At 71.2% G+C, this 20,994-nt stretch carries 21 protein-coding genes; 19 read left to right on the top strand and 2 right to left on the bottom strand.

Going from position 1 to position 20,994, the window contains the following annotated elements; genetic code table 11:
• Positions 1–14 precede the first annotated feature (14 nt).
• The 15 genes from IO36_RS16140 to IO36_RS16210 all read left to right on the top strand — a co-directional run bounded on the left by IO36_RS16140 (position 15) and on the right by IO36_RS16210 (position 13,458).
• Complete coding sequence (locus IO36_RS16140) at positions 15–896, top strand: hypothetical protein (protein WP_037620742.1); 882 nt, start codon at positions 15–17, stop codon at positions 894–896.
• 272 nt (positions 897–1,168) lie between these two features.
• Positions 1,169–1,882 carry a Flp pilus assembly protein CpaB gene (gene cpaB, locus IO36_RS16145; protein WP_037620620.1) on the top strand — a complete coding sequence of 238 codons (714 nt, stop codon included), beginning with the start codon at positions 1,169–1,171 and terminating at the stop codon, positions 1,880–1,882.
• A 174-nt stretch (positions 1,883–2,056) separates the two neighbouring features.
• Complete coding sequence (locus tag IO36_RS16150) at positions 2,057–3,673, top strand: CpaE/TadZ family protein (protein WP_037620621.1); 1,617 nt, start codon at positions 2,057–2,059, stop codon at positions 3,671–3,673.
• Positions 3,674–4,005: 332 nt separating this feature from the next.
• Complete coding sequence (locus IO36_RS48200) at positions 4,006–4,278, top strand: hypothetical protein (RefSeq protein ID WP_037620622.1); 273 nt, start codon at positions 4,006–4,008, stop codon at positions 4,276–4,278.
• Positions 4,279–4,296: 18 nt separating this feature from the next.
• Positions 4,297–5,637 carry a TadA family conjugal transfer-associated ATPase gene (locus IO36_RS16160; protein ID WP_037620623.1) on the top strand — a complete coding sequence of 447 codons (1,341 nt, stop codon included), beginning with the start codon at positions 4,297–4,299 and terminating at the stop codon, positions 5,635–5,637.
• Positions 5,638–5,794: 157 nt separating this feature from the next.
• The gene (locus tag IO36_RS16165; protein ID WP_037620624.1) at positions 5,795–6,736 is read left to right on the top strand and encodes a type II secretion system F family protein; all 942 of its coding nucleotides are present in this window, start codon (positions 5,795–5,797) and stop codon (positions 6,734–6,736) included.
• 13 nt (positions 6,737–6,749) lie between these two features.
• Positions 6,750–7,640, top strand: a complete 891-nt coding sequence (locus tag IO36_RS16170) for a DUF5936 domain-containing protein (protein WP_037620625.1) — start codon at positions 6,750–6,752, stop codon at positions 7,638–7,640.
• Entirely contained in the window at positions 7,640–8,950 is a 1,311-nt protein-coding gene (locus IO36_RS16175; protein ID WP_037620626.1) for a sensor histidine kinase, read from the top strand. Before IO36_RS16170 ends, IO36_RS16175 begins: the two co-directional genes overlap by 1 nt.
• The gene (locus tag IO36_RS16180; RefSeq protein WP_037620627.1) at positions 8,943–9,674 is read left to right on the top strand and encodes a response regulator; all 732 of its coding nucleotides are present in this window, start codon (positions 8,943–8,945) and stop codon (positions 9,672–9,674) included. Before IO36_RS16175 ends, IO36_RS16180 begins: the two co-directional genes overlap by 8 nt.
• A gap of 114 nt (positions 9,675–9,788) precedes the next feature.
• A complete protein-coding gene (locus IO36_RS16185; RefSeq protein ID WP_037620628.1) occupies positions 9,789–9,989 on the top strand; it encodes a hypothetical protein in 201 nt (66 codons plus the stop codon).
• On the top strand, positions 9,986–10,591 hold the full coding sequence (locus tag IO36_RS16190) for a pilus assembly protein TadG-related protein (protein WP_209441218.1): 606 nt from the start codon (positions 9,986–9,988) through the stop codon (positions 10,589–10,591). Before IO36_RS16185 ends, IO36_RS16190 begins: the two co-directional genes overlap by 4 nt.
• A gap of 15 nt (positions 10,592–10,606) precedes the next feature.
• Positions 10,607–11,200 carry a hypothetical protein gene (locus tag IO36_RS16195; RefSeq protein WP_037620630.1) on the top strand — a complete coding sequence of 198 codons (594 nt, stop codon included), beginning with the start codon at positions 10,607–10,609 and terminating at the stop codon, positions 11,198–11,200.
• A 3-nt stretch (positions 11,201–11,203) separates the two neighbouring features.
• Positions 11,204–11,851 carry an OmpA family protein gene (locus IO36_RS16200; RefSeq protein WP_037620631.1) on the top strand — a complete coding sequence of 216 codons (648 nt, stop codon included), beginning with the start codon at positions 11,204–11,206 and terminating at the stop codon, positions 11,849–11,851.
• Positions 11,852–11,936: 85 nt separating this feature from the next.
• Positions 11,937–12,542: a dihydrofolate reductase family protein gene (locus tag IO36_RS16205; RefSeq protein WP_051900562.1), complete on the top strand. Its 606-nt coding sequence runs from the start codon at positions 11,937–11,939 to the stop codon at positions 12,540–12,542.
• A gap of 40 nt (positions 12,543–12,582) precedes the next feature.
• Complete coding sequence (locus IO36_RS16210) at positions 12,583–13,458, top strand: LLM class flavin-dependent oxidoreductase (protein ID WP_037620632.1); 876 nt, start codon at positions 12,583–12,585, stop codon at positions 13,456–13,458.
• Between the two features lie 501 nt (positions 13,459–13,959).
• On the opposite strand, the gene IO36_RS16215 is transcribed toward IO36_RS16210, so the two are convergent.
• Both IO36_RS16215 and mgrA read right to left on the bottom strand, forming a co-directional pair.
• Entirely contained in the window at positions 13,960–14,304 is a 345-nt protein-coding gene (locus IO36_RS16215) for a DUF192 domain-containing protein (RefSeq protein ID WP_037620633.1), read from the bottom strand.
• Positions 14,305–14,711: 407 nt separating this feature from the next.
• Positions 14,712–15,749, bottom strand: coding sequence for an L-glyceraldehyde 3-phosphate reductase (mgrA, locus tag IO36_RS16220; RefSeq protein WP_037620634.1), 1,038 nt, complete (start codon positions 15,747–15,749; stop codon positions 14,712–14,714).
• 144 nt (positions 15,750–15,893) lie between these two features.
• Here mgrA and IO36_RS16225 point away from each other — a divergent pair, with 144 nt between their 5' ends.
• The 4 genes from IO36_RS16225 (at position 15,894) to IO36_RS16240 (ending at position 20,991) form a co-directional block, all read left to right on the top strand.
• Positions 15,894–16,667, top strand: coding sequence for an isoprenyl transferase (locus IO36_RS16225; RefSeq protein WP_037620635.1), 774 nt, complete (start codon positions 15,894–15,896; stop codon positions 16,665–16,667).
• Positions 16,668–16,987: 320 nt separating this feature from the next.
• Entirely contained in the window at positions 16,988–18,313 is a 1,326-nt protein-coding gene (locus IO36_RS16230) for a PhoH family protein (RefSeq protein ID WP_037620636.1), read from the top strand.
• A 410-nt stretch (positions 18,314–18,723) separates the two neighbouring features.
• Positions 18,724–19,440, top strand: a complete 717-nt coding sequence (locus tag IO36_RS16235; RefSeq protein ID WP_078943236.1) for an aggregation-promoting factor C-terminal-like domain-containing protein — start codon at positions 18,724–18,726, stop codon at positions 19,438–19,440.
• Between the two features lie 135 nt (positions 19,441–19,575).
• On the top strand, positions 19,576–20,991 hold the full coding sequence (locus IO36_RS16240) for an AI-2E family transporter (protein WP_037620638.1): 1,416 nt from the start codon (positions 19,576–19,578) through the stop codon (positions 20,989–20,991).
• Positions 20,992–20,994 lie beyond the last annotated feature (3 nt).

Raw genomic sequence — 20,994 nt, forward strand, 5'->3', positions numbered from 1 at the left:
GGGGTGTGTGCAGCGTGCCGACCGCGATAGCCGTCACCAGTCCCGATCTGGTGCTCCCGCCGCACGACCGGGGGACCCCGCCGGCGGCCGTGCAGCCGCTCGGCACCCTGGAGGACTCCCTCACCGGGATGCACGCGCTCATCGAACAGCACGGCTACGTCATCTCCCTCTACCCCTCCAGTACGCAGAGCGACGTCACCCGGCGGCTGCACACCGTCCGCTCCGTCCTGGAGAGCGACCGCATCGCGCTGCTGGGCATCGATCTGCCGCCGCTCGGAATCGCCCTGCTGGCCCAGCAGTTACGCCAGCTGTCGGTCTGCGACTTCAGCCCCGGCGTGCTCGCCTCCGCCGCCCGGCTGCTCGCGCACTACATCTACGCCGGAGCCCTGCTCGGCTCCGTGGCCAAGCTCGACCGGGTCCCGGTCTCCCTGAAGTCGCACGCCAAGTCCTGGGTGCCGGGCGCCCAGTTCGCCGTCCTGGCCAACCCCCGGGCCGAGCTGGTCAGGGTCGGCCAGGAGGACCTGCCCGGACCGGAGTTCGGGACCCGGCTGCTCTCGGCGGCCGGCCAGCCGCCCTCCGACTGGGTCACCTCGACCCTCGCCCCCGCCTGGCAGGTCCAGGGCGCCGCGACCGTCCCGCTGCCCGCGGAGTCGGTCCGCTGGTGGGGGACGAACCGGCTCGTCGAGTTCGCCGCCGGGCTGTACGACGTCTCGGTCCTCTACCAGCTCGTCTCCTCCGTCCGCCGGGACGAGTGCCGCTGGTGCGGCCTCGAACTCATCGGTGACCGCTGCGGGTTCTGCGCCGCCCCGCTCGCACCGCCTGTCGCGCAGGAGCTTTCGGCCACCACCGGCCGGGCACCCTCTCCGGTGCGTGCGCTTCCCCGCGGGGCCACCTAGGCCTCCGGCGCAGCGCACCGGGACCGTCGGACCGGGCACCGGGCCCGCGACCCGAGGACGACCGCACAGCGCACCAGGCATGACCCGAGCCCGACCGCACAGCGCACCCGGCACGACCGCACAGCCCGTCGGGCACCACCGCCCGGCCCCGCCGCCCCCTAGACCGAGGTTGTCCTGAACATGCTGCATCACCCCGGAGGTCACCCCCCGGATCCCCGGCAGGAACGACAGCCCGGTCCACTTTCCGGTACCGCCCCACGAGGTGAGATTCAGTGAACTCGCGCCAGCGCCGCGGCGTCATCCTGCTGGTCCTCTCGGTCCTGTGCGCCCTCGGCGCCTTCGCCGGAGTCCTCTCGGTGATCCGCGACGTGAACTCCAAGGTCGGCCCGGAGGTCACGGCGTACCGCCTCAAGAGCGACATCGCGCCCTACAAGGAGCTGACGGCCGACCAGTTCGAGAAGGTCTCGATGCCCGAGCGGTGGCTGTCGTCCACCGCCGTCACCGACCTCTCCCGCATCCGCGGGAAGATCGCCGTCACCCGGCTGCAGAAGGGCTCCCTCCTCCAGGCCGACATGATCGTCGACAAGCCGGAGCTGGCCCCCGGGCAGCAGGAGATCGCCATCATGATCGACGCGTCGACCGGTGTCGCGGGCAAGATCGACCCCGGTTCGCGGGTCAACATCTACGCCACCTTCAAGGCCGAGAACGACAAGGGCCACGACCAGTCCAAGGTGATCGTCGAGAACGCCCGCGTCATCGACGTCGGCAAGCTCACCGCCCTCGAACCCGACCAGTCGAGCGCCGACCGGCGCAACAGCGCCGGCCAGGCCGTGCCGATCACCTTCGCGCTCGGCACCGCCGACGCCCAACGCGTCGCGTACGCCGAGTCGTTCGCCGAGCACGTCCGGCTCGCCCTGGTCGCCGGCGGCTCCGACACCGTCGTGGCGCCCGGCGACCGTACGTACACCCTCGACGAGGACAAGTAGGAGGCCGCGCATGAGGCCCATGCCCACGGGACGGTGCCCGGGTCCGCGGACGCGGCCGGCACCGACGACGCGGACCCGGCAGGCGCGGGGCCCCGGGCCCGGAGCGCGGTCACCACGTCGCGCGGCACCGGGCACGGGGGCCGGCGCACGGCACGCGAGCGAGGAGCTTCGCCGATGACCATCCGTATCCTTCCCGCCGTCGGCGACATCGACTCGGCCCGCGCGCTCACCACCCTGCTGAGCCAGCTCGCCGACACCGAACCCGCCCCGCCGGTACCCGACTCGACCGCCCTCCTCGACACCCTCGCGCGCCTCGCCGCCGAGTCCCTCGACGAACTGCCCGAAGTGGTCCTCGTCCACGAACGCATCGGTCCCGTACCGGCGCTGGACCTGATCCGGGACCTGGTGATGCGCTTCCCGGCCGTCGGGGTCGTGCTCATCACCGCCGACACCAGCGCCGGCGTCCTCACCGCCGCCATGGACTCCGGCGCCCGCGGCATCGTCGGCCTGCCGCTCGGCTACGACGCCCTGGCCGAACGCGTCCAGGCCGCCGCCGCCTGGTCCGCCGGAATGCGCCGCCACCTGCACAGCGGCGCCCCCGAGCTGTACACCGGCCCGGGCGGCACGGTCGTCACCGTGACCGGGGCGAAGGGCGGCGTCGGCGCGACCGTCACGGCGGTCCAGCTCGCCCTCGCCGCGAAGGCGTCCGGCCGCAGCGTGGCCCTGCTCGACCTGGACCTGCAGTCCGGGGACGTGGCCTCGTACCTCGACGTGCAGTTCCGCCGTTCGGTGGCCGACCTGGCGGCCATCACCGACATCAACCCACGCGTCCTCCAGGACGCCGTCTACACCCACGACAGCGGCATCGCCCTGCTGCTGGCCCCCTCCGAGGGCGAGAGGGGGGAGGAGGTCACCGACCGGGTGGCCCGCCAGGTCCTCGCCGCGCTGCGCTCCCGCCACGACATCGTGGTCGTGGACTGCGGCTCCCAGATGAACGCGGCCACCGCCGCCGCCGTCGAGACGGCCGACCAGGCCCTGCTCCTGGTCACCCCCGACGTCATCGCCGTACGCGCCGCCAAGCGCATGGTCCGCATGTGGGACCGCCTCCAGATCCGCAAGGCGGAGGAGACCACGACGGTCGTGAACCGCTTCGCCCGCGCCACGGAGATCCAGCCCTCCCTCGTCGAACGGGTGACCGGCACCAAGGTCGCCCGCACCGCGATCCCCGCCGCCTTCAAGGAACTCCAGTCGGTCGTCGACGCGGGCCGGCTGCAGGACCTGGACGCCCGCTCGACCGTGAAGCAGGCCTTGTGGTCCCTCGCCGGCGACCTGGGTCTCGTGGTCCCGCAGGAGGGCGGGGGCGGCGGCCGACGCCGCAAGGCGTCCGCGTCGGACCGGGGCGCGCTCTCGCTGCGCGGCCGCGGCGACCGGGGAGCGGTCACCCTCGAGTTCGCCGGGATGTTCCCGCTGCTGCTCGTCGTCATGACGATCCTGTGGCAGTGCGTGCTGTACGGCTACTCGTACTCCCTGGCCGGGAACGCGGCGGACGAGGCGGCACGGGCCGCGACCGCGGCGTACGCGGTGCACGGCGACGTGTCGGGCGCCTGCGCCGCCGCCGGGAGCGAGCACCTGCCCGGCTCCTGGAAGGACGCGGACATCGAGTGCGTCGAGGCGGGCCAGGTCATGAGGGCCACCGTCAAGATCGATGTCCCCCTGTTCTTCCCCGGCTTCGACGCGGGTTTCCACGTGAAGGGCAGGGCGGGCGCGGCGCTGGAGGGGAACGACGGATGAGGACGTGCCGGTACATCGCATGTCCGTGCGGAGGGCGGAACGGGCAGCGCACCGGAGGAGGACGCCGGATGAGGACGAACCCGCGGACGGCATCCGGCGGAAGGGGGCGTGCCGGTACATCGCATGTCCTTCGCTCACGTTCGGATCGGGCAACGCTTCACACCACACCGACGTCCGATCCAGCGGCGACGGACGGATGTACCGCCACGCCCCCGCCCCACCGCACAACCGACCCCGAACCCGCAGCCGCACCCACACGCCGGCTCCGGGACGACAGGGGCGTCTCCATCCTGGAGTTCGTCGGCTTCCTGCCGATCCTGCTGCTGGTCGGGATGGCGGCCGTCCAGCTGGGGCTCATCGGGTACGGCGTCAACCAGGCGGGCTCGGGGGCGCGGGCCGCCGCCCGGGTCGCCTCGCAGGGCGGCGACCCAGACGCCGCGGCCCGGTCCGCCGTGAGCGGGTGGCTCGACCCGAGCGTGTCGCTGGGCGGAGGACCCGGGTCCGACGTCACCACGGCCACGGTCAGGGTCACCGTCCCCAACGTCATCCCCCTCTTCGACCGCTACGCGATCACCCGCCGCGCCACCATGCCCACCGACGACTGACCGGGAGGAGCCGACACCATGAGCCTGCGTTCCCGCATCGCCACCCCCGACGACGGGGGACCCGACCGTGAGGACGGACACCTCGTCGCCGTCTACCGGGCCAAACTCCTGGAGGAGATCGACCTCGCGGAGATGTCCAGCCTGGCCGCGGCCGAGCGCCGGGTCCGGCTCGAACGCGTCCTCGGCCACATCATCAGCCGCGAGGGCCCGGTCCTGTCGACCGCCGAACGCTCCCAACTGATCCGCCGGGTCGTCGACGAGGCCCTCGGACTCGGCGTCCTCGAACCGCTGCTCGCCGACGCGTCCATCACCGAGATCATGGTCAACGGACCGGACTCGATCTTCGTCGAGCGGTCCGGCCGCGTCGAACAGCTGCCCCTGCGCTTCGCCTCCACCGAGCAGCTGATGCAGACCATCGAACGCATCGTCTCCACGGTCAACCGCCGCGTCGACGAGTCCAATCCGATGGTCGACGCCCGCCTGCCCACCGGCGAGCGCGTCAACGTGATCATCCCGCCGCTCGCGCTGACCGGCCCCACCCTGACGATCCGCCGCTTCCCCCGGGCCTACACGCTCCCGGAGCTGATCGGCCTCGGCTCGCTCGACGAGCAGACGCTCATGCTGCTCGCCGCGTTCGTCCGGGCCCGCTTCAACGTCATCGTCAGCGGCGGCACCGGCAGCGGCAAGACGACCCTGCTCAACGCGCTCTCCGGGCTGATCCCCGCGCACGAGCGCATCATCACCATCGAGGACTCCGCCGAGCTCCAGCTCCAGCAGGAGCACGTCATCCGTCTCGAATCACGGCCCCCGAACGTGGAGGGCAAGGGCCAGATCACCATCCGCGACCTGGTCCGCAACTCGCTGCGCATGCGCCCCGACCGCATCATCGTCGGCGAGGTCCGCGGCGGCGAGACCCTCGACATGCTCCAGGCCATGTCGACCGGCCACGACGGCTCGCTCGCCACCGTCCACGCGAACTCCGCCGAGGACGCCCTCATGCGTCTGCAGACCCTCGGTTCGATGTCCGAGGTCCAGATCCCCTTCGAGGCGCTCAAGGACCAGATCAACTCCGCCGTCGACGTGGTCGTCCAGCTCTCCCGGCACGCCGACGGCTCCCGCAAGGTCACCGAGGTCGCGCTGCTCGTCTCGCACGGCCGCGAACAGTTCCGGGTCAGCCCCGTCACCCGCTTCGTGCCCCGGCCGGTCGGCCCCGACCGGGTCGTCCGGGGCCACTTCGAGCACCTGCCGCTCCCGCGCCAGATCGCGGAGAAGCTGTACGTCGCCAACGAGCCGCTGCCGCCCGCCTTCGGCGTCGCCGAGGCCATCGACGCCCTGAACACGAGGCAGGCCATCGGATGACGCCCCGGACCACCAAGCCGCCGCCACCGAAGCCCCTGGCCACGGAGCCGCCCTTCGCCACGGAGCCACCCCCGACACCGGAGCCCCCGGCCCCCGTACGGCCCCTCTCCGCGCCCCCCACCTCCGCCGCGACCCCCACCTCCGAAGGGAGGCAGCCATGAACGACCCCGCGCTCCTCGCCCTCGGCGGGACGCTCCTCGGCGGCACGCTCGCCGTCGCCGGCGTGCACACCTACGCCTCGGGCCGCGCCCAGCGACAGGAGCTCCTCGACCGGCTCTCCGGCGGCGGACGCCCGTACACGGAGGGCGGCAGGACCCGCCGCTTCGCGGGCGTCGACCGCCGGCTGCGCCGCACCCGCCTCGGCCGCACGATCCATCTGCGGCTGACGGCCACGGGACTCGACCTCACGGCGGGCGAGTTCTTCACCTACGTCACGACCGTGGTCGTCGCCCTGTGGCTGATCGCCGCCGCGACCCTGGCCCCCTTCTTCGGCCCGATCGCCGCCGTCCTCGGCGTGTGGAGCGCGGCCATCTTCCTCAACTGGCAGCGCCAGAAACGCATCGAGGCGTTCATCAACCAACTACCCGACGTGGCACGCCTGCTGGCGAACGCGACAGCGGCCGGCCTCGCGCTGCGCACCGCGCTCGCGATGGCCGCGGAGGAGCTGGAAGCCCCGGCTGGCGAGGAACTAGCTCACGTGGCACATCAGTTGACGCTGGGCCGCACGATCGACGACGCCCTCGGGGAACTCTCCGAGCGGCTGCCCTCCCGCGAGCTGATCGTCCTCGTCACCACCCTGGTGCTGGCCAACAAGGCGGGCGGCTCCGTCGTCAGCTCCCTGCGCAACCTCACCCAGACCCTGGAGGACCGCAAGGAGACCCGACGCGAGGTCCGCACCATGCTCTCCGAGGTCAACGCGACCGCCTTCACGGTCCCCTTCCTCGGCATCGGCTCGCTGGTGCTGATCAACTCGTCGAACGAGGGGGCACTCGCCCGCGTCACCGGGTCCGCGCTCGGCCAGGGCCTCGTCCTGCTCTCGCTCGGCCTCTACACCGTGGGCTTCTTCGTCATCCGCCGCCTCGGCAAGATCGAAGTGTGAGGGAGGGGTCACCGTGCTGTCGCTGCTGCTCGCCGTCCTGATGGGCGCGGCCGTCGCGGGCGTCCTCCTGGGCGTCCGGATGATCCGCTCCGAGGTGAAACTCCCGAGCGACCTCCAGCTCGCCCTGGAGGTCGGCGGTACCCGTGTCTCCGCGGCGGACTCGGCCGTCGACCGCCTCGGCATGCGCTTCGCGCCGGCCGTCCTGCGTCTGATGGGCCCCCGGCGCGTGGACGCCAAACGCCGGCGCATCGACATGGCGGGCAACCCGGGCGGTCTGACGCTGAACCGCTACGCGGCCCGCCGGGCGGTGTACGGCGTCTTCGGCGTCGTCCTCGGCCTGGTCTTCCTCTCCAACGGCCAGATCCTGTTCGCCGTGCTCACCTTCGCCTTCGGGCTGGTCGCCGCGGACGCCCTGATCTGGCAGGCCGTCCGGGAGCGCAAGGAGGTCATCGACCGCACCCTGCCCGACTTCCTCGACGTCCTCGCGGTCGTCGTCTCGGCGGGCCTCGGCTTCCGCCAGGCCCTGGACCGGGTCGCGGAGAAGTACGAGGGCCCCTGGGCCGACGAACTGCGCATCACCCTGCGCCAGATGGACATGGGCGTCAGCCGCCGCCAGGCCTTCGACGAGCTGCGCCGGCGCAACTCCTCCGAACAGGTCGCCCAGTTCGTCTCGGCGCTCCAGCAGGGCGAGGAACTCGGCTCCCCGATCGCCGAGACCCTCATCCAGCTCGCCACCGACATGCGCCGCACGGACGCCCAGAACGCCCGCCGCCGCGCCGCCAAGACCATCCCCAAGGCCACGATGGTCACCCTGGTGTTCATGCTCCCGGCCACGATGATCCTCATCGCGACGGGCATGTTCCTGGGTTCGGGCACCGACTTCGGCTCGATCCTGGGGCGCTGATGAGGAGCCGTGACCGGGGCACCGGCTATCTCGCCGACGACGCCCCCGCGCCCGGCGGTATCCGCCTCCAGCTCAACGCCCTCCAGGCCCTGTGCCGGCAGGCCTTCGCGGTCCGTCTCGCGGCCATCGCGGTCGGCGCGCCCTTCGCGATGACCAACGCAGGCGGCGGTCCGCTGCGCTGGGCGGTCCTCGCCGCGGCCGTCCTCGGCGTCATGGGCTCGTACGCGATGCTCCGCGACTGGGACCGCTTCGGCCCCCGCCTCCTCGCCCACCCGACCCTGATGGGCCTGGACCTCACCTTCGGCGCGGTCCTGCTGCTGACCGCGTCCCCGGCCTCCCCCCTCGCCTACGCCACCGTCTGCACCCCGCTCCTGTCGGGCCTGCTGTACGGCTGGCGCGGCGCGGGCGTGTTCACCGGCTTCCAGCTCACCGTGCTGCTCACGGTGTTCAGGGCCTGGGAGCACCGGCCGGGAGCGGGCTCCAACACCGTGCTCATCGCGGGCTTCTGCGTCGGCGCCGGCATCATCGGCGTCACCCTGCGCAATCTGCTCTTCCGCTTCGGCACCGCCGGCCAGGCACTGGCCGAGGCGACCAGCAGACTCGCCGTCGCGGAGGCCGTGGAGTCCGAACGCGCCCGGCTGGCACGGGAGATGCACGACTCCGTGGCCAAGACGCTGTACGGCCTCGGGCTCGCCGCGGACGCCCTGGCCGCCTCCGCGGACGACGCGGACCCGGGAGAACTCAAGCGCCAGGCGGTCCTCGTCGCGGACGCGGCGAGGCTGGCCGCCGCCGAGTCCCGCACGCTCCTGACGGATCTGCGCAGGCACACCGACCTGACCGGACCGGACGTCGACTTCCTGCCCGAACTCGTGGCGCTGGCAGCCGACTTCGAGACCCGTACCGGTCTGACCCCGGTCGTACGGCACCGGGGCGCGCGTCCGGTGCTGCCCGCCGCCGCCGCCCACCATGTCCTCGCGATAGCGTCCGAGGCCCTGGAGAACGCCCACCGCCACGCGGACGCGCGTGCGGTGACGGTCGAACTCGACGTTTCCGCAAACGAGTTGTCCCTTCTCGTCCGCGACGACGGGGTGGGCCTGGTAGCGCCCACGACCCCGGCGGCGCTGGCCGCCTGGACCAGTTCCGGCCATTTCGGCCTGCTCGGCATGACGGAGCGGGCCGCGTGCGTCGGCGGCCTCATCGGCGTGGACCGGCCCCGCGCGGGGGGCACCGAGGTCCGGCTGACCCTTCCGCTCGCGACGGCCGCCCCGCTCGTTCCCCCCACTTCCCAAGAGGAGGCCGCACATGCCTGACCAGGCACTTCCCGGCCCGTCCCTGCGCGTTCTCGTGGCCGACGACAACCCGGTCGTACGGGCCGGCCTGACCGCGCTGCTGGACGCGCACCCCGACATCACGGTCGTCGCGGCGGCGCGGGACGGTGCGGAGGCGCTGGACCGTGCCGCCCGGCTCGTCCCGGACGTGATCCTCCTCGACGTGCGGATGCCCGGTACGGACGGGCTCACCGCCCTGCCCCACCTGTGCGGGATCGCCCCCGTGATGATGCTGACGTACAGCAGGGAACCCGAGGTCGTGGCGGAGGCGCTGCGCAGGGGCGCGTCCGGCTACCTCGTCCACGGCGAGTTCACGGCGGCCGAACTCATCACCGCCGTACGGGAGATGCGCCAAGGGGCGCCGACTGTCCCGGATTCACTCGGAGGTTCGTACCAACCGTACTCGTTCTCTTCGCATCTGCAATCTGCTGTGGCACAGTCGTCGGAGGCTCGGCCCGTGCCGACGGCGGGACTTCACCGCCATGCCGTCCATCAGTCCGCGTTCGGCCTGAGTTCGAGGGAGGTGGAGGTGATGGACCTCATCGCGGCTGGTATGAACAACCGTCAGATCGCCGCCACCTGCTTCATCGCGGAAAAGACCGTAAAGAACCACATCAATCGCATCTTCGCGAAGCTGCACAGTTCCTCGCGCAGCGAAGCGATCGCCCACTGGCTGGGCACGAGCCGTGAGGGGTGGGGCCGATGACCCGGATCCGCCCTGCTCACCGGCGAAGTTGGGCCCCTGGGCCCACTCGCGGTAGGCGACTTCTCACGTACGGTGCTCGGGTCGTTGGTTGCGTCGGCAGGGAGGGCAGTCCTGATGAACAGGTTCACCGCATGGACCCGAACGGTGATCTCCCGGACGCGGGGCGCCCACCGGGACGCGGGCGCGGGGTTCGTGGAGTACGCGGGCTTGATGATCATCATCGCGGGGATCTTCACGTTGATCGACCAGATCGGCCTGGACGGAATGATCTCGGGCGCGATCAGGAACGCGGTCACCCAGGTCACCGGAGGCTGACCCGAGCCGTCCACGGCGACGAGGGGCAGACCCTTCCCATCTACATCTGGCTGACGGGGATCCTGCTCTTCGCCGCGTTCGCCTTCTTCGCCTTCGCCCAAGCAGCGTCCGCCCGCAATGGAGCTCAATCCGCGGCGGACGCTGCTGCGTTGGCCGCCGCACAGGACTCCCGCGACGAACTCGTCCGAGGGCTGACGGAAGCCGTCGGCACGGACGACCACTGGCTGGACTGGTTCGACGGCGACAAGTTCCAGGGCGCGGGGGCCACCGCCGCCGCCGACCGGCTGGCCGCCGCGAACGACTCGACGGTGCAGGGCGGGGCCCAGCCCGCCGTCGTGAACGGGTTCCCCGGCTACCGGGTGGAGATCCAGACCCGGTACACGGTCGGCAAGTCGATCATCCCGGGCACCGAGAGCCGTCATGCCACGGCGCACGCGACCGCGGTCATCGAGCCGCGCTGCACCTTCGCGGCCGACGCTGACCCCAAGAAGCCCGTCGATCTGGACTGTCACGGGCGCATTGTGAACATCGATCCCGGAAATTTCCATTCGGACGACCTTCCCGACGCGTCCGTGCTGTTCTCAGTGCATCTGGCCGAGTGAGAGGAAGCCGTACCGATGGATCTCCGGCACACCATGAAGGGCCGCAGGGCTGTGGCCGCGGTGGCGATCAGCACCGGATTGCTCCTCACGGTGTCCGGGTGCGGCGGGGGAGGCGACGGCGACAAGCCCAAGGCCGTCTCGTCCACCTCCTCGTCGGACGAGGGAGGCGGCGACGATGCGAAGCAGGCTTCGCCGACGGCGAGTCAGGACCAAGTGCTGGCCGAGGTCAAGGGCGGCGACGTGACCCTGGCCATCACGTCGGCGGTCCGGGACCAGGGCGGCTTCGTGACCGTCAGCGGGACGGTGACCAACAGCGGCGGTCAGTTCTGGGTCGCCGCGAACTGGCGGGGTGACGAGCGCGAGTTGAGCCGGAACGGTGCCTCCCTGGCCGGAGCCTCCTTGACCGACAGCAAGGGCAAGAAGAAGTACCTGGTCCTGCGGGACACCCAAGGACGCTGCCTTTGCACCAAGTTCGACGGCGGCGGCGTGGACGCCGGGAAGTCGGCCGACTGGTTCGCCCAGTTCCCCGCACCCCCCGCCGGCACCACCGCCGTTGACTTCCAGGTCGGCTCCATGCCACCCGCCTCCATCGAGATCTCCGAGGGCTGACCCATGGCCCTCCCGCCCCGTGCCGCCGCGACCACGTTCACGGCGCTCGCCGTACTGATCACCCTCGGCCTCCCGGGCCCCGCGCACGCGGACGGCGGCGACCCCAGTGCCCCGCCCGGCAGCGTCACCACCTCCCCGCCCCCCGACGTCGACGCCAACAGCCCCGGGCTCAAGCTCGCCGACGGAGCGACCCTGGCGCCCGCCAAGGTGCTGGACATCAAGTCGGTCGTGGAGGACATCGGCGGTGAGGAGCGCCGTGAGGACACCAACGCGGACGTCACGTTCGCGCTCCAGGCGGAGGTCCTCTTCCCCAAGGACAGCTCGACGCTCAACCCGGACGCCCAGTCCCGTATCCAGGCGATCGCGGACGAGATCAAGGCCCAGCATGCCACGACCGTCCGCGTCTTCGGCTTCACCGACAACCTCGGCTCGTACGCGCACGGCCTGACCCTGTCCAAGAAGCGCGCGGAACAGGTGCACGACCGGCTGGCCGCGGCCCTCGGCTCCGCGGAGTCGGACGTCACCTTCGAGGTACGGGGCTACAGCGAGGACTACCCGATCGCCGACAACACCTCGGAGCAGGGCCGCCGCAAGAACCGCCGGGTGGAGGTGACCTTCCCGAGGGGCGCCGCCGACGGGAACAGCGCCTGACGAGCGCGTCACCTTCTCCCTCGCCCGGCCTCCTGGCAGCATTCCTCCGACGAACGGGTCGCGCACGAGGTCGATGGAGTCCGCCATGAGGAAGATCGTGTTGATGTCGTCGGTGTCCCTCGACGGATACATCGAGGGCCCGAACCGCGAGATCGACTGGCACCGGGTCGACGCCGAGCTGCACCAGCACTTCAACGACCTGGTCAGAGGCTTCGGCGCCGTGATGTCCGGCCGGGTGACCTACGAGCTGATGGCCGCCTACTGGCCGACGGCCGACAAGGACCCGGACGTCAGCCCCGAGATGGCCGAGTTCGCCGGAATCTGGCGCAACATCCCCAAAGTGGTGTTCTCGCGGACGATGGAGCGCGGCACCGGACACACCACGGTCGTCCGGGAGGTCGTGCCCGAGGAGATCCGGGCGCTGAAGGCCCAGGAGGGCGGCGACCTCGGGCTCAGCGGCGCCGACCTGGCCGCGGAGTTCCTGCGGCTGCGCCTGGTGGACGAGATCAGGCTGTACGTGCACCCCGTCCTCATCGGCGCGGGCAAGCCGCTGTTCCCCCAGGCCGAGGCCCCCACCGACCTGCGTCTCGTCGAGACACGGACCTTCGGCAACGGGGTCGCCCTCCTGCGCTACGAGCGGGACACCACCGCCGACGCGGGCGGCACCACCGGCGCGGAGGGCGGCGCGTAAAGCGGTTGTCCGCCGCGGGCCGTCCGGGTAGGAAGGCGGCATGACGTCCCTCGGTGTTGTCTTCAGGCCCCAGCTGCCCCCCGAGCGACTGCGCGCCCTCGCGCGCGAGGCGGAGGGGGCGGGACTCGAGGAACTCTGGCTGTGGGAGGACTGCTTCCTCGAAGGAGGCGTCTCCGCCGCCGCGGCCGCGCTCGCCTGGACCGAACGACTGCGGGTGGGCGTCGGCCTGCTGCCCGTCCCGCTGCGGAACGTCGCCGTCACGGCGATGGAGACCGCCACCCTGTACCGGCTGTTCCCCGGACGCGCCACCGTCGCGGTCGGCCACGGCGTCCAGGACTGGATGGGACAGGTCGGGGCCCGCGCCGAGTCGCCCATGACACTGCTGCGCGAGCATCTCGACGCCCTGCGCGCCCTGTTGCGGGGCGAGCGCGTCACCACCGACGGGCGGTACGTGAAACTCGACGGCGTCGCCCTTGACTGGCCGCCGTCCGAGGCGCCCGGGATCCTCACCGGCGCCACCGGCCCCCGGACGCTGCGGCTCGCCGGAGAGGCCGCCGACGGCACGGTCCTCACCGCCTCGACCACCGTCGAAGGGGTAAGGCGGGCCCGCCGGCTCATCGAGGAGGGACGCCGAAGCGCCGGCCGGACGCAGGAGCGGCACCGGGTGGTCGTCTATCTGCACACCACCACCGGCGCCGGTGCCGAGGCCCGGCTGAGCGCCGAGATCGAGGCCGACGGCGGGAGCGCCACCGGGGAGCTGGGGGTCGCGGGCGACGCGGACGCCGTCGCCGAGGCCGTCCGGCGTCTCGCGGACGCGGGCGCCGACTCGGTCGTCCTGCAACCCACCGCGGACGAACCGGACCCCGAGGGCTTCGTCCGCTTCGCCGCCGAAGAGGTGCGCCCCCGGCTGACCTAGCGCCCTCTTCGCCGCCGCAGGCTGATGCCCCCGGCCGACCCGGCCCCGTCCTTCGCCGCCGAGGGGCTGCGCCCTCCCTCGCCGCCGAACGCGTACGGCGCCCCCTGCCGGCCGGACCCGGCCCACCGCTTCCCCCGCCCCTCAGGCTCCCGGCACCCCGTGTTCCCCGGGAGTCCTCCGTCGGTTCTCCCGCCCCTCGGGTCCCGGTCGGCGGGGCGGGGGGCCTTGATCCGGACCGGCCCGCGCAGATTGACCGAAAACCTCACCATGCGGACCACTCGGGGCGGGATGTCCCACCGGCCCGCGGAGGGGTGCCGGCGGCACGGCACACGGTGTCCGGAAGATCCGCACGGGGTGTCCACATCGTTATCCGGAGGCTGTCGCCAGAAATGTTTGACTGACGTAAGTTCAGACCAAGGTAATTCGCGTGAGCAAAGCTGCGCGTGTGGCACCGCGCAGAGGAGGGGGCTGCGCGGTGCTGCCCTGCCTGATGACGTGATGTCAGGCGCCCTGGACCAGGATCCGGGCGCCGCGTCGCACGCCCCACCGCTCCATCGCCCCGGCCTCCGCCTCCAGGACCCGCCGGGCCCGCGGCCGCGGCAGTCCCAGCCGGCCCGGCCGCATCGTGCGTACCGCCAGGACCCGTGACGAACGGTCCAGATAGGCGACGTCGATCGCGAACCGCATCCCGAACGTGTGCACCGAGTTCGCCGGGGTCAGCAGCAGTGCGCCCTCGATCCCCGTGCGTCCGAGCAGTCCCCGCCGCCGGGCGCGCGCCGTGCCGGCGACCTCCAGGGGCACCGGTGCGGACGTCCCCTCCGCCGGGTCCGTCGTGAAGGTGGTCATGCGGGCGAAACTAGCGCGGCCGTCAAGCGGAGGGGCGCCACGCGGATCACCCGCCCGGAGTACGGACGGCCCGGTCGGCGACACGCCCCGGGACGGGGTGTGGACCCATTGGATCTCTGTCGATCGTCCGCGATTGCCTTTGAATCAGCCATGATTCAGCCATGATCACACCCGGAATCGATGGTTCCACGGGTGTCGCGGCGTCGCCGGGCGACTCCGGAGAGTAGTTGTGGCACGCGGATGCACGCAGCATCACTTACGAAGGGTTATGGTGGAAACCCCCCCTCGGGCCGGTCCGTCTCCCCCCCACGGACCGGCCCGTTTTTCTTGCCCGCGGCGGCCCGCCCGTCAGGCGCCCCCGTGCGCCCCTCGGGCGGACCGTCCCGCGCGGCCCGGATTTCGGTGACTCAGCGCCGTCCGGCCCAGATGTTCGTGCCCGGCGTCGACACCGCGAACGTGTCGATCTCCGTCAGCTCCTCGGCCGTGAGCTCCGGGGCCGACAGCGCCGCCAGGTTCTCCTCCAGCTGCCGCACGCTGGACGCGCCGATGAGGGCGGAGGTCATCCGCGGGTCGCGCAGCACCCACGTCACCGCGAGCTGGGCGAGCGACTGGCCGCGCCGCTCCGCGATGGCGTTCAGGCCGTTCAGCCGGCGTACGACCTCCTTGCTCAGCAGACCCGGGTCCAGCGACTTGCCCTGGGTGGCGCGCGAGCCCTCCGGGATGCCCTGGAGGTACTTGCCCGTCAGCAGACCCTGCGCGAGCGGCGCGAAGGAGATGCAGCCCATGCCGGCCGCCTCCAGCGTGTCGAGCAGCCCGTCGTCCTCCGTCCAGCGGTTGAGCATCGAGTACGAGGGCTGGTGGATCAGCGGACGGACGCCCATGCCGGTGAGGATCCGGGCCGCCTCCGCCGTCTGCTCGCTGCTGTAGGAGGAGACACCGACGTACAGCGCCTTGCCCTGCTGGACGGCGGACGCGAGCGCGCCCATCGTCTCCTCCAGGGGAGTGTCCGGGTCGAAGCGGTGAGAATAGAAGATGTCGACGTGGTCGACGCCCATCCGCCGCAGCGAGGCGTCCAGGGACGACAGCAGATACTTGCGCGAGCCCCACTCGCCGTAGGGGCCGGGGTGCATGAGGTAGCCCGCCTTGGTCGAGATGACGAGCTCGTCCCGGTACGGGGCGAAGTCCTCCTTCAGCAGCTTGCCGAAGTTGAGCTCCGCCGAGCCGGGCGGCGGTCCGTAGTTGTTGGCGAGGTCGAAGTGGGTGACACCGAGATCGAAGGCGCGGCGCAGGATCGCGCGCTGGGAGTCCAGCGAGCGGTCGTCGCCGAAGTTGTGCCACAGGCCGAGCGAGATCGCGGGCAGTTTGAGGCCGCTGCGGCCCGTACGCCGGTATTCCATCGAGTCGTACCGCTCCGTCGCGGCCCGGTACAGAGTGGGGTCGTTCATGAGGACGAACCTATGTCAGGGTGCACAGGGCCCTCGGCAGCCCCCGCGCCGCGCGGGGGTAGGCTTCGCCCCGGGGGACCGCCATATGGACAGGGACTGTGCTCGGGCGCGGCTGTCCGATCCGCACGGAGGGGCTGACAACACGTGACCTTGCGCGACAACCTGCGCCGTCTGCTGGTCAGGTTCTATGCACGCAGGGTGGAAGGCCACCTCGACCACGACCAGGTGCCCAAGCACATCGGGGTCATCATGGACGGCAACCGCCGCTGGGCGAAGGCCGCCGGCTCCACCACCGCACAGGGCCACCGGGCCGGTGCGGACAAGATCGAGGAATTCCTCGGGTGGTGCGCCGAGACCGATGTCGAGGTCGTCACCCTGTGGCTGCTGTCCACCGACAACTTCGACCGCCCGCAGGAGGAGCTCGGTCCGCTCCTCGGCATCATCGAGGGCGTCGTCCGCACCCTGGCGGCCGACGGCCGCTGGCGGGTGCACCACGTCGGGACGCGGGACATCCTGCCCTCCGCCATGCAGTCGGCCCTCAAGGAGGCCGAGGAGTCCACCGCGCACGTCGAGGGGATAGTCGTCAACGTCGCCATCGGCTACGGCGGCCGCCAGGAGATCGCCGACGCCGTGCGCGCGATGATCCTCGACGCCGCCGACAAGGGGACCTCCATGGAGGACCTCGCCGACCGCGTCGACGTCGACCTCATCGGCAAGCACCTCTACACCGGGGCCCAGCCCGACCCCGACCTGGTGATCCGTACCAGCGGTGAGCAGCGGCTGTCCGGATTCATGCTCTGGCAGACCGCCCACTCCGAGTACTACTTCTGCGAGGTCTTCTGGCCCGCCTTCCGCAAGGTCGACTTCCTGCGCGCCCTGCGTGACTACGCGGCGCGACACCGTCGCTACGGAGGCTGAATAAAGGGGTATCCCGCGAGGCCCGGGGTACCCGGCGGGGACACCCGTCATCGGGAGTTAACGAACGCGCCGTCATATGCACTTGCATGGCTTGGCTCGTTGAAGGGCATAAGCCTTGCAGGTCGACGCCCGAACCACGGGTGTCGTATCTCAGCGGACGGCACGGGGCCGTCCGCCCGGGAGGCCCTTTGCACCAGCCCGACCGTGCGGTCAGCACGGACGAAGCGGAGGGCCGGTTTTCGGCCCGTGCATCGGTGCCGGACACCGGTCCAGTTCTCCTTCGTCGCTCCCCGACCTCATCCGAGGGGGTACGTCCTTCCGTGGTGACCAGCACAAAGCGCCGCACGCCAGACCGGCGCACCTATGTTCTCGACACCAGCGTCCTGCTGGCCGACCCGAATGCCGTGAGCCGATTCGACGAGCACGAGGTAGTGCTCCCGATCATCGTGGTCACGGAACTGGAGGCCAAGCGGCACCATCCCGAACTCGGTTACTTCGCCCGGCAGGCACTGCGCCTGCTGGACGAGTTCCGGGTCCGGCACGGCCGCCTCGACTCCCCGATCCCCGTCGGGGACCTCGGCGGGACGGTACGCGTCGAGCTCAATCACTCGGACCCCAGCGTCCTGCCCAGTGGTTACCGCCTGGGAGACAACGACTCCCGCATCCTCGCGGTCGCCCGCAATCTCCAGGCCGAGGGATACGACGTCACCGTCGTCTCGAAGGACCTGCCGCTCAGGATCAAGGCGTCCTCCGTGGGTCTCCTCGCCGAGGAGTACCGCGCGGAGCTCGCCATCACGGGCTCCTCCGGCTGGACCGGAATGTCCGAACTGAACCTGGCCGGTGAACAGGTGGACATCCTCTTCGAGGAGGGGCGCGTCCATGTCCCCGAAGCGGCCGACCTGCCCGTGCACACCGGGCTGACGATCCAGTCGGAGCGCGGCAAGGCCCTCGGCCGTGTCACCGCCGACGGCAACGTCCGGCTCGTGCGCGGCGACCGTGAGGCGTTCGGTATCAAGGGACGCAGCGCCGAGCAGCGCATCGCGCTCGATCTGCTGCTCGACCCGGACATCGGGATCCTGTCGATGGGCGGCCGGGCCGGCACCGGCAAGTCCGCGCTCGCGCTGTGCGCGGGCCTGGAGGCCGTCCTCGAACGCCGCCAGCACCAGAAGGTGATGGTCTTCCGGCCGCTGTACGCGGTGGGCGGGCAGGAGCTCGGCTATCTGCCCGGCTCCGAGTCCGAGAAGATGAGCCCCTGGGCGCAGGCGGTCTTCGACACCCTCTCCGCGGTCACCAGCCGCGAGGTCATCGAGGAGGTCACCGCGCGCGGCATGCTGGAGGTCCTGCCGCTCACCCACATCCGCGGACGCTCGCTCCACGACGCGTTCGTGATCGTGGACGAGGCCCAGTCCCTGGAGCGGAACGTCCTGTTGACCGTTCTGTCCCGTATCGGCGCCAATTCACGGGTCGTTCTGACCCATGACGTGGCACAAAGGGACAATCTGCGCGTCGGGCGGTACGACGGAGTCGTCGCCGTCGTAGAGAAGTTGAAGGGCCATCCGCTCTTCGCGCACGTCACGCTGAATCGTTCCGAGAGGTCCCAGATTGCGGCCCTCGTGACCGAAATGCTGGAGGACGGGCAGATCTGATCCGGGGTGTCCCCCCTGGTCAAAGGGTGTGGGATACACGCTGGTTGACGCCGTCCGGCAAAGGCGAAAGAGCCTAGCCGGGCGGCGTACTGCTGCGCTGGCGTTTCCTGGAAACAGCTGTGGCAAACGGGGTGTGAGCTTTCACACGCGACACGGAATTGCCGTGCGGAGCCGGGTTACGGCTAGAGTCTCACTCCTGTCAGGCCCCGCATACGACACAGCTGTATCCCCAGCGGTACGGCGACACCGGAACCTCAGAACTCCATAGAGACGTCGTATGCCGCCCGCGCACCACGCGGCGCTCCCCGAGCGGGAGTTGCCCACCGGGCCCGTGTCTCCCCGTGACCCCGCAGTTGGGAGGCCAGCGCCGAGGGGCACGATTGCGTCCGCGAGGGTCACCTAAACGGGCGATGCTGGAAGGAAACCGTGTGAGCCGGATTTCGGTCCGGGGATTCGCAGTGGCCTCGGCCACCGCGGTCACCGCTGTCGGAAGCGTGGTCGGAGTTGCCTCGGGCAGCGTCGCCCAGCCCTCGAACGATGCCGAGGCGACGGCGAGCGACTCGACTCTCCTCGCAGACATACCTGCCGGCCAGCAGGCCCAGGTGCAGACCGCGTCCCTGACACAGCAGGCCGACGCCCAGGCCATCGCCGCCGACGCGAGCGCCAAGAAGGACGCCGAGGAAGCCGCCCGCAAGCAGGCTGCCGACGACGCCGTCGCGAAGCAGAAGGCTGCCGCGAAGGCCGAGCAGGAAGCCAAGGAGCGCAAGGAGGCCGAGAAGGCCGCCAGCCGTTCCGCCACGCGCGACGCCTCCAGCTTCACGGTCCAGGCCTCCTACACCGTCGCCCAGATCCAGGCGATGGCGGCGCAGATGGTGCCGAGCGGTCAGTTCCAGTGCTTCAGCAACATCGTGAACCACGAGTCCAGCTGGAACTACCGGGCCGTCAACGCCTCCTCAGGTGCCTACGGTCTCTTCCAGGCCCTGCCCGGTTCCAAGATGTCGTCCGTCGGCTCCGACTGGCAGACGAACCCGGCCACACAGATCAAGTGGGGCCTCAACTACATGAACAGCCGGTACGGCAGCCCCTGTGACGCCTGGTCCTTCTGGCAGGCCAACAGCTGGTACTGAGTTCCACGCCCCACCCGGCGGCTCAACCTTGCGAAGCCCCTCCCCGTCCTAGGGGGAGGGGCTTCGGCCATGTACGGTCGGACCCGACGACTCCAGGGGGGAGTGGTGGGGAGCAGCGGGGGAAAAGGACGCATCATGTCGCGTGTACCAGGATGGATCGGCCGTATCGGCGCCGGACTCACCGAACTCGGCGAGAAGCTGGACGAACGCCGGGCCGAGGTCGAGCTGGAGTCCCAGGGCCCCCTCGACGGCGGGGACGGCCCCGACCGGCCGGCCCCCCATGACGCCCCCGGCGGCCGGACCGAGGCGCCGCCCTCCGCGTCCGCCGCGTCCTCCCCGGACGCGGCGGCGGACGCCGAGCCGTCGGCGCTCCCGGTCCAGCGGCCGCCCGAGGAACAGACGGCCGGGTACGTCCCGGCCCACCACCGTCCCGACCCCGCCCTCGCCGTGCCGTGGGGCGTACGGGTCGCCGCCGAGGCCGGCTGGCGGCTGCTCATCCTCGCGGGCACCGTCTGGGTGCTGATGCGGGTCATCAGCGCCGTCCAGCTCGTCGTCCTGGCCTTCGTGACCGCGCTGCTCATCACCGCGCTCCTCCAGCCCACGGTGGCCCGGCTGACCCGGCACCGGGTGCCGCGCGGGCTGGCCACCGCGCTCACCGCGATCCTCGGCTTCGTCATCATGGGCCTGGTCGGCTGGTTCGTGGTCTGGCAGGTCCAGGAGAACATCGACAACCTCTCCAACCAGATCCAGGACGGCATCGACGAGCTGCGCAAGTGGCTCCTCAAGGGGCCGTTCCACGTGACCGACAAGCAGATCAACAAGATCGCGAAGAATCTCCGCGAGGCGATCGGCGCGAACACGGACCAGATCACGTCGGCGGGCCTGCAGGGCGTGACGGTGGTCGTCGAGGCGCTCACCGGCATCCTGCTCACGATGTTCTCGACCCTCTTCCTGCTCTACGACGGCAAGCGGATCTGGGAGTGGTCGCTCAAGCTGGTCCCTGCCGCCGCCCGGCCCGGGGTCGCCGGCGCGGGCCCGCGGGCGTGGCGCACGCTCACCGCGTACGTCCGGGGCACGGTGATCGTCGCCCTGATCGACGCGATCTTCATCGGCCTCGGCATCTACTTCCTCAAGGTCCCGATGGCCGTCCCGCTCGCCGTCTTCATCTTCCTCGGCGCGTTCATCCCGCTCGTGGGCGCGGTGATCTCCGGGGCGCTGGCGGTGGTGGTCGCGCTGGTGACCCAGGGCGTCTTCGTCGCCGTCATGACCCTCCTCGTGGTCCTCGCGGTCCAGCAGATCGAGGGCCACATCCTGCAGCCGTTCATCCTGGGCCGCGCGGTCCGCGTCCATCCCCTCGCGGTGGTGCTGTCGGTGGCCGCGGGCGGCATGGTGGCCGGCATCGGCGGGGCGGTCGTCGCGGTGCCGCTGGTCGCGGTGACCAACACGGTGGTGGTGTACCTGCGTTCGTACGCGGCCGAGCCGGACCTGCGCCACGCCCCGGAACCCCGGGGAGCCACCGCCGTGGACGCGTCACCGGTCCACCGGGGCTGACAC

Origin of the sequence: Streptomyces aureus, assembly GCF_000725495.1 — a bacterium.
Taxonomy (GTDB): Bacteria; Actinomycetota; Actinomycetes; order Streptomycetales; family Streptomycetaceae; genus Streptomyces; species Streptomyces aureus_B.

Bases quoted from the DNA above. Each gene is read 5' to 3' on its own strand.
- IO36_RS16150 (WP_037620621.1), top strand. From the start codon at position 2,057: ATGACCATCCGTATCCTTCCCGCCGTCGGCGACATCGACTCGGCCCGC.
- IO36_RS48200 (WP_037620622.1), top strand. From the start codon at position 4,006: ATGGCGGCCGTCCAGCTGGGGCTCATCGGGTACGGCGTCAACCAGGCG.
- IO36_RS16160 (WP_037620623.1), top strand. From the start codon at position 4,297: ATGAGCCTGCGTTCCCGCATCGCCACCCCCGACGACGGGGGACCCGAC.
- IO36_RS16165 (WP_037620624.1), top strand. From the start codon at position 5,795: ATGAACGACCCCGCGCTCCTCGCCCTCGGCGGGACGCTCCTCGGCGGC.
- IO36_RS16175 (WP_037620626.1), top strand. From the start codon at position 7,640: ATGAGGAGCCGTGACCGGGGCACCGGCTATCTCGCCGACGACGCCCCC.
- IO36_RS16180 (WP_037620627.1), top strand. From the start codon at position 8,943: ATGCCTGACCAGGCACTTCCCGGCCCGTCCCTGCGCGTTCTCGTGGCC.
- IO36_RS16185 (WP_037620628.1), top strand. From the start codon at position 9,789: ATGAACAGGTTCACCGCATGGACCCGAACGGTGATCTCCCGGACGCGG.
- IO36_RS16195 (WP_037620630.1), top strand. From the start codon at position 10,607: ATGGATCTCCGGCACACCATGAAGGGCCGCAGGGCTGTGGCCGCGGTG.
- IO36_RS16200 (WP_037620631.1), top strand. From the start codon at position 11,204: ATGGCCCTCCCGCCCCGTGCCGCCGCGACCACGTTCACGGCGCTCGCC.
- IO36_RS16205 (WP_051900562.1), top strand. From the start codon at position 11,937: ATGAGGAAGATCGTGTTGATGTCGTCGGTGTCCCTCGACGGATACATC.
- IO36_RS16210 (WP_037620632.1), top strand. From the start codon at position 12,583: ATGACGTCCCTCGGTGTTGTCTTCAGGCCCCAGCTGCCCCCCGAGCGA.
- IO36_RS16215 (WP_037620633.1), bottom strand. From the start codon at position 14,304: ATGACCACCTTCACGACGGACCCGGCGGAGGGGACGTCCGCACCGGTG.
- mgrA (WP_037620634.1), bottom strand. From the start codon at position 15,749: ATGAACGACCCCACTCTGTACCGGGCCGCGACGGAGCGGTACGACTCG.
- IO36_RS16235 (WP_078943236.1), top strand. From the start codon at position 18,724: ATGCTGGAAGGAAACCGTGTGAGCCGGATTTCGGTCCGGGGATTCGCA.
- IO36_RS16240 (WP_037620638.1), top strand. From the start codon at position 19,576: ATGTCGCGTGTACCAGGATGGATCGGCCGTATCGGCGCCGGACTCACC.